Annotated in this window: 14 protein-coding genes and 1 other annotated feature; of the genes, 13 read left to right on the forward strand and 1 reads right to left on the reverse strand. The window is 38.9% G+C overall.

Going from position 1 to position 13,940, the window contains the following annotated elements; all coding sequences use genetic code 11:
- Nucleotides 1-14 precede the first annotated feature (14 nt).
- The 7 genes from nhaC to LPB68_RS17175 all read left to right on the forward strand — a co-directional run bounded on the left by nhaC (nucleotide 15) and on the right by LPB68_RS17175 (nucleotide 8,150).
- A complete protein-coding gene (gene nhaC, locus LPB68_RS17145; protein ID WP_068661195.1) occupies nucleotides 15-1,529 on the forward strand; it encodes a Na+/H+ antiporter NhaC in 1,515 nt (504 codons plus the stop codon).
- A gap of 51 nt (nucleotides 1,530-1,580) precedes the next feature.
- Entirely contained in the window at nucleotides 1,581-1,967 is a 387-nt protein-coding gene (locus LPB68_RS17150) for a RidA family protein (RefSeq protein ID WP_068661196.1), read from the forward strand.
- Between the two features lie 325 nt (nucleotides 1,968-2,292).
- Nucleotides 2,293-4,074, forward strand: coding sequence for a cache domain-containing sensor histidine kinase (locus LPB68_RS17155; RefSeq protein WP_068661197.1), 1,782 nt, complete (start codon nucleotides 2,293-2,295; stop codon nucleotides 4,072-4,074).
- On the forward strand, nucleotides 4,043-4,840 hold the full coding sequence (locus LPB68_RS17160) for a response regulator transcription factor (RefSeq protein WP_068661198.1): 798 nt from the start codon (nucleotides 4,043-4,045) through the stop codon (nucleotides 4,838-4,840). Before LPB68_RS17155 ends, LPB68_RS17160 begins: the two co-directional genes overlap by 32 nt.
- Before the next feature lie 121 nt (nucleotides 4,841-4,961).
- Nucleotides 4,962-6,317, forward strand: coding sequence for an extracellular solute-binding protein (locus LPB68_RS17165; protein WP_068661199.1), 1,356 nt, complete (start codon nucleotides 4,962-4,964; stop codon nucleotides 6,315-6,317).
- A gap of 50 nt (nucleotides 6,318-6,367) precedes the next feature.
- Nucleotides 6,368-7,249, forward strand: coding sequence for a carbohydrate ABC transporter permease (locus tag LPB68_RS17170; protein ID WP_068661200.1), 882 nt, complete (start codon nucleotides 6,368-6,370; stop codon nucleotides 7,247-7,249).
- A gap of 16 nt (nucleotides 7,250-7,265) precedes the next feature.
- The gene (locus LPB68_RS17175; RefSeq protein WP_082865847.1) at nucleotides 7,266-8,150 is read left to right on the forward strand and encodes a carbohydrate ABC transporter permease; all 885 of its coding nucleotides are present in this window, start codon (nucleotides 7,266-7,268) and stop codon (nucleotides 8,148-8,150) included.
- Nucleotides 8,151-8,237: 87 nt separating this feature from the next.
- Here the strand turns inward: LPB68_RS17175 and LPB68_RS17180 are convergent, their stop codons facing one another.
- A complete protein-coding gene (locus LPB68_RS17180) occupies nucleotides 8,238-8,933 on the reverse strand; it encodes a hypothetical protein (RefSeq protein ID WP_068661201.1) in 696 nt (231 codons plus the stop codon).
- A gap of 234 nt (nucleotides 8,934-9,167) precedes the next feature.
- Nucleotides 9,168-9,389: a binding site (T-box leader), on the forward strand.
- A 106-nt stretch (nucleotides 9,390-9,495) separates the two neighbouring features.
- Between LPB68_RS17180 and tyrS the strand changes: the two genes are divergently transcribed.
- From tyrS to LPB68_RS17210, 6 genes are all read left to right on the forward strand, one after another.
- A complete protein-coding gene (gene tyrS / locus LPB68_RS17185) occupies nucleotides 9,496-10,758 on the forward strand; it encodes a tyrosine--tRNA ligase (protein WP_068661246.1) in 1,263 nt (420 codons plus the stop codon).
- Between the two features lie 317 nt (nucleotides 10,759-11,075).
- Entirely contained in the window at nucleotides 11,076-11,288 is a 213-nt protein-coding gene (locus LPB68_RS23180) for a hypothetical protein (protein WP_068661202.1), read from the forward strand.
- 328 nt (nucleotides 11,289-11,616) lie between these two features.
- Complete coding sequence (locus tag LPB68_RS17195) at nucleotides 11,617-12,030, forward strand: hypothetical protein (RefSeq protein ID WP_232510317.1); 414 nt, start codon at nucleotides 11,617-11,619, stop codon at nucleotides 12,028-12,030.
- Nucleotides 12,023-12,241, forward strand: coding sequence for a type II toxin-antitoxin system HicA family toxin (locus LPB68_RS17200; protein ID WP_068661204.1), 219 nt, complete (start codon nucleotides 12,023-12,025; stop codon nucleotides 12,239-12,241). Before LPB68_RS17195 ends, LPB68_RS17200 begins: the two co-directional genes overlap by 8 nt.
- A gap of 83 nt (nucleotides 12,242-12,324) precedes the next feature.
- Entirely contained in the window at nucleotides 12,325-12,921 is a 597-nt protein-coding gene (locus LPB68_RS17205) for a TetR/AcrR family transcriptional regulator (RefSeq protein ID WP_068661205.1), read from the forward strand.
- A gap of 57 nt (nucleotides 12,922-12,978) precedes the next feature.
- Nucleotides 12,979-13,863: an alpha/beta fold hydrolase gene (locus LPB68_RS17210; RefSeq protein WP_068661206.1), complete on the forward strand. Its 885-nt coding sequence runs from the start codon at nucleotides 12,979-12,981 to the stop codon at nucleotides 13,861-13,863.
- Nucleotides 13,864-13,940: the final 77 nt, after the last annotated feature.

A 13,940-nucleotide genomic window follows, 5' to 3' on the forward strand; every position in this document is an offset into this window, starting at 1 on the left:
CCGAGGTGAACATTATGGGAAAGCAACAGGACAAGCAACAGGACAAGCAACTGAAACAATTTAAGGAGAAGGTTATTAAAGCACCAACGCTATTTCAAGCATTATTACCCGTAATTGCAATGATCGTATTTCTAAGCTTAGGATATGTATTGTTCGAACTTCCTCCAGAACCGTTGATCATTCTTTCTGCTATTGTCGCAGGGATTATCGCGATTATGTTAGGACACTCCTATAATGATATTATGGGATCAATTTCAGACAAGATTGCAAAAACAATGCCCGCAATTCTCATCTTGATCACAGTCGGATTTATGATTGGAGCTTGGATGGTTGGGGGTACAATCCCAATGATGATTTATTATGGATTACAAATTATTAACCCTCAGTTTCTTATTATAACAGCGTTTTTAGTTACTGCGATTGTGTCGATCTGTACAGGTACGTCATGGGGATCTGCCGGAACGATTGGTGTTGCATTCATGGGTGTTGCAGCAGGTATGGATGCTAATATGGCTGCTGTAGCCGGTGCAGTTGTTGCAGGTGCTTATTTTGGAGATAAACTATCCCCGTTGTCAGATACAACGAATATTGCCTCTTTAGCAACAGGTGTTAATTTGTATGAACACATCGGTCATTTGCTATATACGACTATTCCATCCTTTATTGTTGCAGGTATTGTATATGTTATAACTGGATTAAATAGTAGTAGTGCTGGTGAAATACCGGAAAAAGTGGGTACGATTCTGAGTACATTAGATTCAGTCTTTAGTTGGAATTGGTTGCTGATTCTACCAGTCTTAATCGTATTGTACGGCTCTCTAACGAAGAAGCCTACAGTTCCTGTAATGTTAATTTCATCTTTTGTGGCTATGGCCAATGGACTTATTTTTCAAGATTTCACGCTTAATAACGTAGTTACGGCAACTGTAAGTGGGTTTAATCTTTCAATGGTGAATGCGGCTGGATTTGATCTCGCTACTATTATTCCAGATATTCCCCGTTTGCTAGAACGTGGGGGTATGAATTCCATGATGGGAACATTATTGATCTGTTTCAGTGCAATTACGTTTGCAGGAACGATTTCTGTAACGAAATCATTAGATCTCATTATTAATAAGTTGATGAGATTGGTTCATTCTACAGGTTCGATGATCTTAACTACGATTGTCATTGGATTATCTATGATTGGTATTACAAGTAATGGTCAGATCTCCATTCTTATGCCTGGTGAAATGTTACGTGAAGCATATATTCGTAGAGGTCTACATCCAAAGAATCTATCGAGAACTATCGAAGACTCTGCAACTATTATTGAGCCGATCTTACCTTGGACAGCAGCCGGAGCTTACATGGCTGGAACACTAGGTGTGGCAACACTAGATTACTTACCTTGGGCAGTTCTTTGTTGGACAGGTATTATATTCGCAACGATTTGGGGCTTCACTGGATTCGGGATTGCTAAGCTAACACCAGAACAACAACAAGAAATGTTGAAAGAGTTCGATACTGAACCGAAACCTGCACAATAATCAACATCTAAATTAAGATTAGATAATATATATCATATGGAGGGTACTACTATGAGTACAAAGAAAGAAGTTATTCAGACCAATGAAGCACCGCAGGCAATTGGACCTTATTCACAAGCTGTAAAAGTCGGGGATTTACTCTTTACTTCAGGACAATTAGGGATCGATCCTAGTACGGGATTATTTCCAGCAAGTGTTGAGGATCAAACCAAGCAATCACTAAATAATGTGAAAGCAATCATCGAAGCAGCAGGTGGAAACATGAATCAAGTGGTAAAGTCGACTGTTTTCCTACAAGATATGAACGATTTTCAAGTCGTAAATGAAATATATAGTGGATACTTCGCTGAGCCTTATCCGGCGCGTAGTGCCGTACAAGTGGCTCGTTTACCGAAAGATGGGTTGGTAGAAATAGAAGTAATCGTTCAGTTGGCATAACATATTAATGTTTTTGAAAAGGTAAGGACAATCCGTTATCGTTATAGTAGCGCTCGTTGTCTTCCTGTGACTACTCGAAGTGAATTTTATTAAAGGAATGGATGTCATTAGAGATCCAGGTTTTATATATAATCATGGAATAATTTTTTTGTTTACCTCCCATTCATGAATTTGAATGAGGAGGTATTTTTATTCAATATTAAAGTTGGAATGGAATAATAGAATGACAATCAACCTATGGCGGTGGTATTGTAATGTAGTGAAATAGTAAGCGGTAACATTTTGTGGAAAGATAGTAATAATGTAGACTTTGGGGATGAGAAGGATGATGAGGCTAAGAGAATTATATACACTTCGGAATCAGATATTTATAGGTTTCTTTGTGGTTATGCTCATTATTATTAGTGTAGCAGGTGTATTTATTTACGATAGAGTATCTACTCTCCTTAAAAATAATACAGAGAAGCATATCCAACAAACAGCTGTTCAAGCTACAGGAAGATTGGATGCAATCATCTCACAAATTGATAGTATGACTCTGCAAGTAGCAACCAATACAAACGTTCAGCAACTGTTGATGAAAGAATTAGATGGACAACCTGGAACCTTTAATGAACGCCAATCCTTATTGGAAATTGCGGGAAGTTATCAGGCTTATACTAACAATGTAGAGTCATTGGAATTATACACTTCAGATAACAAGCTATTGTTCCCTATGGGTGACAGTACGCTCACTAGTCGTGTGGATAAATGCTATATTGAGGAGGCCAATCGGCAGAAGGGAAGACTTGTCTGGATTGGAATTGATACTAATGATCCTAATTATATTCTAGCGATAAGGCAAATAAGCATGTTAGACAGGTGGTTCATGCGTGGTGGATATATTCTTGTACGAATCCAGCGAAGTTCTTTTGAACTAAATGAATCAACGGTAAACAATGAAGCAGGGGAATCCATTCTGTTGGTGGATGAGCATGGGAGATTGGTAAATTCAATTGAACGATCAGATACGGTTCTAGAACCTTTCTTAGATAGCGAGAATCAGACAGTCACGTTTGAGGGACAAGATTACGTAATGGTCAAGCAACATTCGGACAAGACCAATTGGACTCTAATTATTCTAACACCCGTCCAATATATCACTAAGGGTATTTCTGTACTACGGACTGCTCTTTATGCATCGGGTGGTATTGGGGCGTTATTATTCCTGATCATGTCTTTTTCCTTATCTACACTAATTACTCGCCCTATTATCCAACTGATCAAAGCGATGCGGAAATCTCGATTTGGTGTATTAACACCAAACCTTGAAACGGTACATACGATCGAACTAAGCGAGTTGAACAATACGTACAATCAGATGGTTAATCATATGAATCAGTTAATCCGTGTCGTGTATGAGAAAGAAATGTTGCAGAGTCGTACGGAATTAAAAGCACTACAAGCGCAGATAAATCCACATTTTCTATTCAATACACTTGAGGCATTTAATTGGTCGCTTGAGGAGAAAGGGGAGGAAGAATTAGCTAGTCTAGTTGTAGCTATGTCCAAATTGTTTCGTTATACCATCAGTAGCCCCAATCAAGACGAATGGGTAACCATTGGTGTTGAATTGGAGCAGGTTAAACGTTATTTACAACTTATGCAGATGAGACTTGGTGAGCGCTTAAGTTGGAGTATAGATATTTCGCCGAGTTGCAACTCTGTCGCAATTCCCAAATTATTGATTCAGCCTCTAGTAGAGAACGCAATCCTTCATGGCGTAGAGAGCAAGATTAAACCAGGGAAAATTATTGTAAGTGTATTACCATCTGATAGAGAGGGTTGGACAACGGTAACTGTGAGCGATGATGGTCCGGGTATGAACGAAGAACTGCTACGGCAATTATCTAAAGCCTTAGAAGCTGGATCATCTATCTCTTCGAAAGGATCAGGTATCGGACTTGTCAATGTGCAACAACGCCTGAAGCTTTATTATGGAAGCGAAATTGAAAAGGTAGAAGGGTTACGCTTAAGTAGTCGTATATCAGCGGGAACGATTGTTGAATTTGAAATACCCAATGAACTAGGGGGACATGATAGTGACAAAATCAATTCTGATTGTTGACGATGAACCTCGAACACGTAAGGGAATTAAGAATACTTTAGAGAATTGCTCTATCGAGCATCCTTATCATGTGGAGACGGCAAGTAATGGTATTGAGGCTATGGAATGGCTTCAGCATCATGTAGTTCATTTACTAATAACAGATGTACAGATGCCAGAATTCAGTGGCCTGGATCTTATTCAATCATTGTATGATAAGCCAAATAAACCTATGATTATCGTGATTTCTGGTCATGCAGAATTTAAATACGCACAGAAGGCACTTCAACTCGGGGCTATCAATTATTTGCTGAAGCCAATAGATAAAGAGGAACTTCTTAATGTTGTACAGCATGCATTACAAATGGAAGAGGATATTAGGCGACAAGAGAATATTGCGAAGCTCGTTGACAAGAAGCTGTGGCAGTTAAGTGATTCGAATGAACAGCAAAGTACACCAGTCCGTGAGGTTGTGGCGTATGTAGAAGGACATCTACACGAATCGATTACGCTTAGTGGGCTTGCATTGATGTTTCATTTGAATGCTAGCTATTTGAGCGTGCTCTTTAAGGAGCAGGTAGGGATGACATTTAGTGAATATCTATCACGAAGCAGGATTCAACGTGCTAAGGTTCTACTGGCACAGACCCGAATGCCAATTGGTGAAATAGCTGAGAAGGTAGGGTACCAGACCGATAAGTATTTCATTAAGGTATTTAAGTCATTGGAATTCATTAGTCCTAGTAAATATAGACAACAGATAGTGGATAAAGATGAGATAGAATAGAACCAATAATAGTGGAGTTTTTCCTAATGAGTGTGATCTTATAGATACTCAATACCCGTGCTAGAATACATATGAGAGCGGTTACAATGATCGTTCGACAACTTTAAAAGGGGTTGAAGTGATGTCTAGAAAGAAAGTTACTTCTGGTTTAATGCTTGTGTTTACTTTATTGCTTATATTGTCGGGATGTGGCGGAGCAACAGGTAATAATAATGCTAATGCTAAGACAGACAATGGATCCAAGGATGTTGCTGAAGTTACTGAAGTTGAAGAAAAAGTTACTTTGAATCTAATGCACTTATGGCCTGAGGGAAGTTCCGCACAACAGAATAAGCTAGTCAATGAGATTGTAGAACAATATCAGGCTGAGCATACGAATGTAACCATCAAACAAGAAATTCTGGAGAATGAGCAATATAAGAACAAGTTAAAAGTGCTATCAGCATCTAATGAACTACCTGATGTTGGAATAACATGGGCTGCAGGATTTATGGAACCTTATGTAAAAGGAGGATTATTCGCTGAACTAGATGATATTCTTTCTGGAGATCTACTTAAGGATAAATTTGTGGCAGGGACTACGGAAGCCTTTTCAGTAGATAACAAGACATATGCATTACCTATTGAATTAAATATCTCACCGATTTACTATAACAAAGCCATTTTTGCTGAATATAGTTTAGAAGTTCCAACAACATACGATGAATTTAAACAAGTCGTGAAAACACTATCAGATAATGGTGTAGCTCCGATTGCATTAGGGAACAAGGATCGCTGGACAGGATCATTATGGTATATGTATTTGGCAGATCGTATCGCCGGAAATGAGACCCTTAAGAAAGCTATTGATGGTTCAGGTTCCTTCGATGACCCAGGCCTAATTCAAGCAGCTACTGAAGTTCAATCTTTAGTAGATTTGAACGCATTTAATAAAGGTTTTAATGGACTTTCCAATGAAGAAGGAAAATCTGAGTTCATGAATAGCAATGCAGCAATGTATCTTATGGGAACATGGGAACTTCCGAACTATACAACCAATCCTGATATCCCACAAGAATTTAAAGATAACATCGGATTCTTTAAGTTCCCAACGGTTGAAGCTGGTAAGGGAAATATCAATAGCTGGGTAGGTGGCCCTGGTGTAGGTCTATTCGTAGCCGAACAATCTAAAGTGAAAGAAGAAGCAAAAGCATTTGTTGAATACTTTGTATCGAAATGGGGAGAACAGGCTGTGACTGCTGCAGGAGTTATTCCGGCAACAAAGGTGGACACAACACAAGGATCTCTACCACAGTTATATACCGAGTTACTTAATGAATTGAATAGTGCAAGTAGCATTACATTGTTTGCTGATGTTCAAATGAAACCGAATGCTGCACAAGAGCATTTAAATATGATTCAAGCTCTATTCGGAAAAGTTGTTAATGCTGAAGAATTTACTAAGAAACATATAGAAGCCATCGAAAAAGGAAACTAGTATAGATAACCATACATCGAGATAAACAGGGAGGGAGAGGAGACAACCGGATGGAAAAGGTTATGTCTAACAAAGGAATTATTGCACTATACATCCTACCTTCATTGCTACTAATATTAGGACTCATATATATTCCAATCATATTAACGGGATATTATGGGCTGAACCAGTGGGATGGCATAGGGGCAATGACTTTTATCGGTCTAGAAAACTATACTGCTCTTCTGAAAGATTCAACTTTTTGGCAGAGTGCTTATCATTCATTACTACTTGCAGTATTTTCAGTCATTAGTTTATTGGTTTATCTACTTATTGCTATTGTATTATCTGGGAAAATAAAAGGTGCAAATCTACTACGGAAGATATATTTAATTCCTATGTTACTATCTTCCGTAGCCATTGCTCAATTGTGGTTAAAAATATACCATCCGACAAATGGTGTACTGAATACTTTTCTAATGTCGCTAGGAATCGAGGATCCACCTTTATGGTTGGCTGATCCTAAGATCGTAATGGTAGCCCTTTTTGTACCCATTTTGTGGCAGTATGCTGGATTCTATATTCTCATCTATTATGCGGCATTAAAGAATATTCCTGAATCATTAGTGGAAGCTGCGAGAATTGATGGAGCTAATGCTTGGCAAATAGCCTATCTAATTAAACTACCTTTAATTACAGAAGTCATAAAAGTAACAATTGTCTTAGCTGTTGTTGGATCTTTGAAATATTTTGATCTAATATACGTGATGACAGATGGTGGTCCTAACGGATCAAGTGAAGTAATGGCATCTTATATGTATCATAAAGCCTTCCGAAGCTTCGACTTTGGTTATGGCAGTGCGATAGGATTCTTCCTATTACTCATTTGCCTGGTTGTGACGTACCTGATTCGTAAGGCAACTGCCTCTAAAGACACGATTCAATACTCATAAGAGAGGAGGACCCTTGATGAAGACGAACACGATGACATCTCCCCAAGTGCCCGTCACTGGACTGGGACGGAAGACATTGAGTAAAGCGGGTTATAGCGTATTGTATGTTTTTCTTATTATGGTAGCCATTCTGCAGATACTTCCATTAATCTGGCTATTTATATTCTCGTTAAAGAATAACCAAGAAGTTTTTAATATGGCTCCATTCGCGATACCTGCACATCCGCATTGGGAGAATTATGTGAATGCATGGACTAAAGGAAATATCGGTAGCTACTTCCTTAATAGTGTGTGGGTAACAGCTGTTGCCCTAGCATTTACGGTTGTGCTAGCTAGCATGGTTACATTCGCTATGACTCGTATGAAATGGAAAGCGAGCTCATTCGTTCTAGGCCTGTTCATGGTCGGAATGATGATTCCTGTCCATTCTACCTTGATTCCCTTGTTTAGTATTTTTCAAAAAGTAAATTTAATTGATAATCCTATATCCATAATTCTAGCGTATGTTGCGTTTAATATGCCGATCACGATCATGATTCTACTCGGCTTTTACTATGCACTACCTAAAGAGGTAGAGGAAGCAGCGGTGATGGACGGAGCTACAGTGAATCGAATATTCTTCCGAATCATATTGCCTATGACTTCGTCCGTTATTGCCACTACAGGGATTATTAACATGATTTACAACTGGAATGAATTTATATTCGTTAATACATTTATTAGTTCGGAGAAATATAAGACGCTGACCGTCGGTGTGCAGAACTTCATCGGACAATATTCAACGAATTGGGGGGCTATTGGTGCAACTCTAGTCATTAGTATCCTACCTATTCTGTTAGCCTTCCTCCTTATGAGTGATCGCATTGTCGAGGGAATTGCCGCTGGATCAGTGAAAGGTTAAATGGTTTGTTGATTACAGCTAAATAAATGTTAAGGGGCAGTCTCAGAAGTCATGTGAATGACTTTGGACTGCCCCTTTGTTTATACATTATGCTTTGTAATCGGGATTATGCTGTGTGTATCCACCGTCAGGATCATCTACTAGTGTATTCCCATCACCGTCTCTGAAATAACCGTCAACGTAAGTCCCATCGGCACGCTCATAACCCTCTACGTAATGTGCTTCTACATCATGCATATTAGGATTCTCGATAGTGGCAGATTCAGTAGAGTCAATCGTCTCCGTTGAGTCTATCGTATGGACTTCGGTGTTGGCATCGGCAACCTCTCCACTATCTATACCGTCTGCACCATCTATGACATCCAGTACACCTACAGCCAAGGTAGCTACTGCCGCTACTTTTATTAACCCTTTGGCACCGTCTTTAACTTTTTCATAATCCTCTTGTTTGAAACCCTCTACCAGTTCCTTACCATTGGCATAGGTATATTTTACAGAACTCACAATCCCCTTGGCAGTTGTAGAAACAGCACCACCAATATCTTTCATTCCATTGCTAGACTGTTCTTCGTTACTTGTAATCAGACCTGCTGCTGTATCATATACGCCACCAGCCAAGTCACCTGCAGTTGTTCCAGCAATAATGGTAGCTTTCTCCACACTATCGCCTACCTCTTTGATGAATGGACTACCGGTAATCTCTCCAACCACACGTACACTACCACCAATCACTTTACCTGTAACTTCACCTGCGAATTGACCAAGTCCTTTTAGAAAACTCATATGTACAACTCCTTCCGGATGTATAGTTCGAATGTACTAGATTAGATTTATTGTACGATAAGATCAATGAGAATGACAACAAAATAGTAACTTTCATTTAGGAATCAATTTCATAATCGCCTATGCAGCTTTAATAAGGAGTATATACTGATCGGCTTGGTACATGATATACCAAGTCATATTGTGAATTGACATCTGACTTTTCATTCTCTATACTGGGTTTAATCTAATATACGGTATACGTTGAAGGAATTAGTAGCAGGCTGTCACTGTTCATCAGAAAGCTGGGGGTTGATGTGACCTAGCACAAACAGTTTTGTGAATTACACTCTGGAGTATCTTAGGTAACACTAAGCGGACTAGCCAACGATAATCTGGCTATGAGTGGTATGAATAGTTGCTCTAACACTATTTATGCAATTTGGGTGGTAACACGGTTAATCAATCGTCCCTATGTCTAATGTAGACATAGGGACGATTTTTGCATATATGGCGTTATTGTACGTATGAGAGATGAATTAAGTTGTAATATATAAAAGGAGCTGAATGAAGGATGAGTATTATGAATATTATTGATGAATTGGAATGGCGCGGTGCGATTAATCAACAGACGGATGCAGAGGGATTACTTGAATTAGTTAGTGAGAAGAAAATTTCTCTGTACTGTGGTGTAGATCCAACCGGTGACAGTATGCATATTGGACACCTAATTCCATTCATGATATTGAAGCGATTCCAAGAATTCGGCCATTTTCCGGTTATCTTAATTGGTGGGGCGACAGGAACGATTGGTGATCCAAGTGGACGTTCATCGGAACGTCAATTACAGACATTAGAGCAAGTACAACATAATGTGGACGCGTTAACAGCGCAAATGAAGAAGCTATTTGTTACCGATGGTGATGCTCAACTGAAAATGGTGAACAATTATGATTGGACGCATACGATCAATATTATCGACTTCTTACGTGACTACGGGAAGAATTTCAGTATCAATGCCATGTTGTCAAAAGATGTTGTATCTAGCCGTCTAGATAGTGGGATTTCCTTTACTGAATTCACATATCAAATTTTGCAGTCCATCGATTACCTTCATCTATATAAAGAAGAAGGAGTGCAATTACAGATTGGTGGATCGGATCAATGGGGGAATATCACTAGTGGTCTTGACTTGATTCGTAAAAAAGAAGGTTCTGACGCGAAGGCCTTCGGATTAACGATTCCATTAATGTTGAAGTCTGATGGTACGAAATTTGGTAAATCTGCAGGTGGGGCAATCTGGTTAGATCCAGCCCAAACTTCTCCTTATGAGTTCTACCAATTCTGGCTGAATTCAGATGATCGGGACGTAATTAAATACTTGAAATACTTCACATTCTTATCGAAAGAAGAGATTCAAGAACTTGAGAATAAAGTGGAGACAGATCCTGGTAAACGTGAAGCACAACGGGTTCTTGCTGAAGAGATGACCAAATTCGTCCATGACGAAGAAGCATTAGTTCAAGCCATTAAAATCTCACAAGCGTTATTTAGTGGGGATATCAAATCATTAACAGCGAATGAGATTGAGCAAGGATTCAAAGAAATGCCTACGTTCGAAGCAACCAAAGAATCTAAGAACATTGTGGACTGGCTAGTAGATCTAGGAATCGAACCATCTAAGCGCCAAGCCCGAGAAGATATCAATAATGGAGCGATTTCCATGAATGGTGAAAAAGTAGAGGACGTCAACACGGAAGTAACCGTAGACAAATCATTTGATGGCCGATTTATTATTATTCGTAAAGGGAAGAAGAAATACAGCCTGATTAGATTAGTGGATTAAGCAGACTTTCGTTATAACACATAACAGATTGAGAATGATCTTGTTTGAGAGCATACTATAAATAATGTTGAGAAATAAACCGAATGATTTGTAAGTGGAATCCTCGGTTTATTTTGTGTTGTATGATTTTTCGTGGCATTCATCAAGAATTTTCAAAGATATCATTGGAAGAACACCTTTTGATTATATACGTGCTTTTTCAAAAAAGTTTGGCTTATCGCCAAAAAAATATAGTCAAAACACGCCGCCCATTCAACTTTTTATGCCTGAAAGAGTTTTCGATACCTACCGAGCTTTTCATAAGGGAGAGATGAAAGTTGCCCCCATGTAAGATGATGATTTTCCAAGGTGAACCGTATAACGACGATGACTTTAAGGATGAAATCGGAGAAGTTTGGAGGCACATTGAGAAATTCGATCCTACGATTTATGGATATCACTGGGCACCTGAAGTAGCACCGAGATTTCAACTTGCTCCGATGGGGTATCGAGGATACATTGAAGCGCGGTCTGTTGTTGGAGTGAATTAACTCGTGTGATGTAAGTATTCTACGTGTAAGTGAAAACTTGTTATTTTAACGATAGTGGAAAATGTGATATATCAGTTAGCTAGACATCAATATGAATACTCATGGGTTGAATAACCCGAGGATCCGTGACAGTTACATGGGAGTCTCGGGTTTTTATGTATAGTAAGCTGGCTTCCTCGGTTTTATGTAATAACTTATGAATTTCGTATGGTAATGAATAGTCATCTATTTCATGGGTAAGAATATAATATTAAATAAAAGTACGTTATGTGCACTATGTACATTATGTGCATTTGGTGCTAGGATTGGAGGTGAGGAGGGAATGCTTATGCAATCGGTTTTGAATGCAACAGAAGTTCGAGCTAATTTTGGTGGTTTTATTGATAATGTGGTTCGAGAGAAGCCTCAATTTGTGAAACGCAACCGTGATGTTATAACTAGTTTTTCGCTGCAACAAATGAAACTATTAATGGAAGTCTACGAGATTACTTTTGAATTTGAAGAACAGAATGGGATTTTTACAGGTTCCATTGAACAAGTTGAAGATATTGTTAGTGAGGCATCATCACTCGAAGAACTTCGTAATGATTTAGCTAAGCAACTCGTAGATTACGCAGGAGAATTTTATGATTCTTATCGTGAGTATATTGCTGCCCCCAACCGCAAAGCTCATGCCCCGTATATTCTTCGGGTACTGCTTTATAATGATGTGAGTGAGGTCGCGGAGTTACTACATGGCTAGTTGGAAGGATCTTAGAAGATACTTAAAGAATGATGGCTGGACATTTGTTCGTAGTGGCGTTGATGATATCTACACGAAGACACTACCGAACGGTGATATTTTGCGCAGTAGATGCTCGAAGGGGACGGGCGAGATTTCACCAGCGTTATTCAGTAGAATATTAAAACAACAATTGAGGACGGATAAGGAAACCTTCAATTCAAAAATCTAATGGATTCATTGACAAATGCATACACTAGTTTTAAAATAACATTGTTACATAACAATGTTATTTTATATTTTAAGGAGAAAACAATGGCACCCAAAGAGAAAATATCAAAAGTGCAAATTATTGAAGTTGCTTTTCTGATGACAAGAGAAATAGGGTTTGAGCAGATCACAACAAGGAAATTGGCTGAAAGGTTAGGATGTTCTACCCAACCGATCTTTCGGGTGTATGCGAACATGGAAGAGTTGAAGAAGGATGTCCATGTAGCGACAATTCAGTTTTTTGAGTCTTATTTGAAAGATCACATGCGGGAGAATACGCCGATATTTTTAAATATGGGCTTGGCCTATGTGGGATTAGCACAGCATGAGAAGAATCTTTTTAAAATGCTTACGATGTCAGATAACTTTGAGACTAGTAGTTTATTGAATCTATTCTCCAATGAGAATCAGATGTATGTGATTGAAGGTGTTGCAGAAGAACAGAAACGAAGTAAAGATAACGTTGCCAAGGTACATAACTTGAGTGAAGACAAAGTACAGGAAATCTTGATGATGACATGGATGTTTACACACGGCATTGCATCGATGGTAGCGAGTAATCAAGTGTCGTACTCAGAAGAAGAGTTAAGGAAGATCATTATAAAGGCATATAAGTCATTTGCCTCTTATGATGAGGAATAGCGAGGATATCCAAAAAGATGCAGACGTACTGTCCGCGTACAAGGGAGGTCTTGAGAAATGAAAGTATTTAAGAGTGAGAAGGCAAAAACGAAGGTACTGGAAACATATGATAAGCTGTTAGAGATGTGGGACGTCGAAGTACATGAAAGAGATATTGAAACTACCTATGGAAGTACACATATCATAGAATGCGGAAGTACGCATAAGCCACCCTTGGTGTTATTTCATGGCGTTGGTGACAATTCTGCACTTATGTGGTTATATAATGCCAAAGCACTTGCACAGCAATTTCACATCTATGCGGTAGATACGATGGGTGGTCCAGGGAAAAGTTGCCCTAATACAAACTATAATAAGACATTCAATCAAACACAATGGATCGATGAATTGTTAGATGCTTTAGATCTATCCAAAGTCTATATAGCAGGGGTATCGAATGGGGGATATTTGGTACAACGCTTTTGCATGGAAAGGCCAGAGCGGGTCATCAAAGCAATCTGTATGGCCAGTTCCATCTTTGATGCTACGAGTGGAAATCCGCTGAAAACCATGATGAAGGTGTTCATCCCTGAAGCCATCTTTCCAACGGAGAAGAATGTACACAAGCTTATATTAAAACTTACTGGAAAGAATAGTGCCGTATTTACAGAGGTAAATCTGGTGATGGAGCATTACATGTGGCTTCTGAAAGGGTTCAGCCCTAGGTCAATGGCGTATCATAAGATTGAATCTTTTAGCGATGATCAAATTGGAATACTCAGAGGGAAATGTCTCTTTATCTGTGGGGAAGCAGATCCTATGGGTGATGTGAAACAAACGAAGGAGAAATTCGAAAAATACGGTGTTGAGTACCGCATGTTCGTCGATGTAGGTCATGGAATTAACCATGAAATTTCATCAGAAATTAACCAGGTCATGTTGGATTATATGAGGAATGAATAATAGAAGAGCAGACATGGAGTCACTGCAGAGAAAATCGAAGCTGTTATATGTTTCGGATAATTACTATGATGATGGTA

Origin of the sequence: Paenibacillus crassostreae (genome assembly GCF_001857945.1) — a bacterium.
Taxonomy (GTDB): domain Bacteria; phylum Bacillota; class Bacilli; order Paenibacillales; family Paenibacillaceae; genus Paenibacillus_AQ; species Paenibacillus_AQ crassostreae.

Coding starts and splice junctions, on each gene's coding strand:
- LPB68_RS17165 (WP_068661199.1), top strand. CDS start 4,962: ATGTCTAGAAAGAAAGTTACTTCTGGTTTAATGCTTGTGTTTACTTTA.
- nhaC (WP_068661195.1), top strand. CDS start 15: ATGGGAAAGCAACAGGACAAGCAACAGGACAAGCAACTGAAACAATTT.
- LPB68_RS17210 (WP_068661206.1), top strand. CDS start 12,979: ATGAAAGTATTTAAGAGTGAGAAGGCAAAAACGAAGGTACTGGAAACA.
- LPB68_RS17170 (WP_068661200.1), top strand. CDS start 6,368: ATGGAAAAGGTTATGTCTAACAAAGGAATTATTGCACTATACATCCTA.
- LPB68_RS17200 (WP_068661204.1), top strand. CDS start 12,023: ATGGCTAGTTGGAAGGATCTTAGAAGATACTTAAAGAATGATGGCTGG.
- LPB68_RS17175 (WP_082865847.1), top strand. CDS start 7,266: ATGAAGACGAACACGATGACATCTCCCCAAGTGCCCGTCACTGGACTG.
- LPB68_RS17150 (WP_068661196.1), top strand. CDS start 1,581: ATGAGTACAAAGAAAGAAGTTATTCAGACCAATGAAGCACCGCAGGCA.
- LPB68_RS17160 (WP_068661198.1), top strand. CDS start 4,043: ATGATAGTGACAAAATCAATTCTGATTGTTGACGATGAACCTCGAACA.
- LPB68_RS17155 (WP_068661197.1), top strand. CDS start 2,293: ATGATGAGGCTAAGAGAATTATATACACTTCGGAATCAGATATTTATA.
- LPB68_RS17195 (WP_232510317.1), top strand. CDS start 11,617: ATGCAATCGGTTTTGAATGCAACAGAAGTTCGAGCTAATTTTGGTGGT.
- tyrS (WP_068661246.1), top strand. CDS start 9,496: ATGAATATTATTGATGAATTGGAATGGCGCGGTGCGATTAATCAACAG.
- LPB68_RS17205 (WP_068661205.1), top strand. CDS start 12,325: ATGGCACCCAAAGAGAAAATATCAAAAGTGCAAATTATTGAAGTTGCT.
- LPB68_RS17180 (WP_068661201.1), bottom strand. CDS start 8,933: ATGAGTTTTCTAAAAGGACTTGGTCAATTCGCAGGTGAAGTTACAGGT.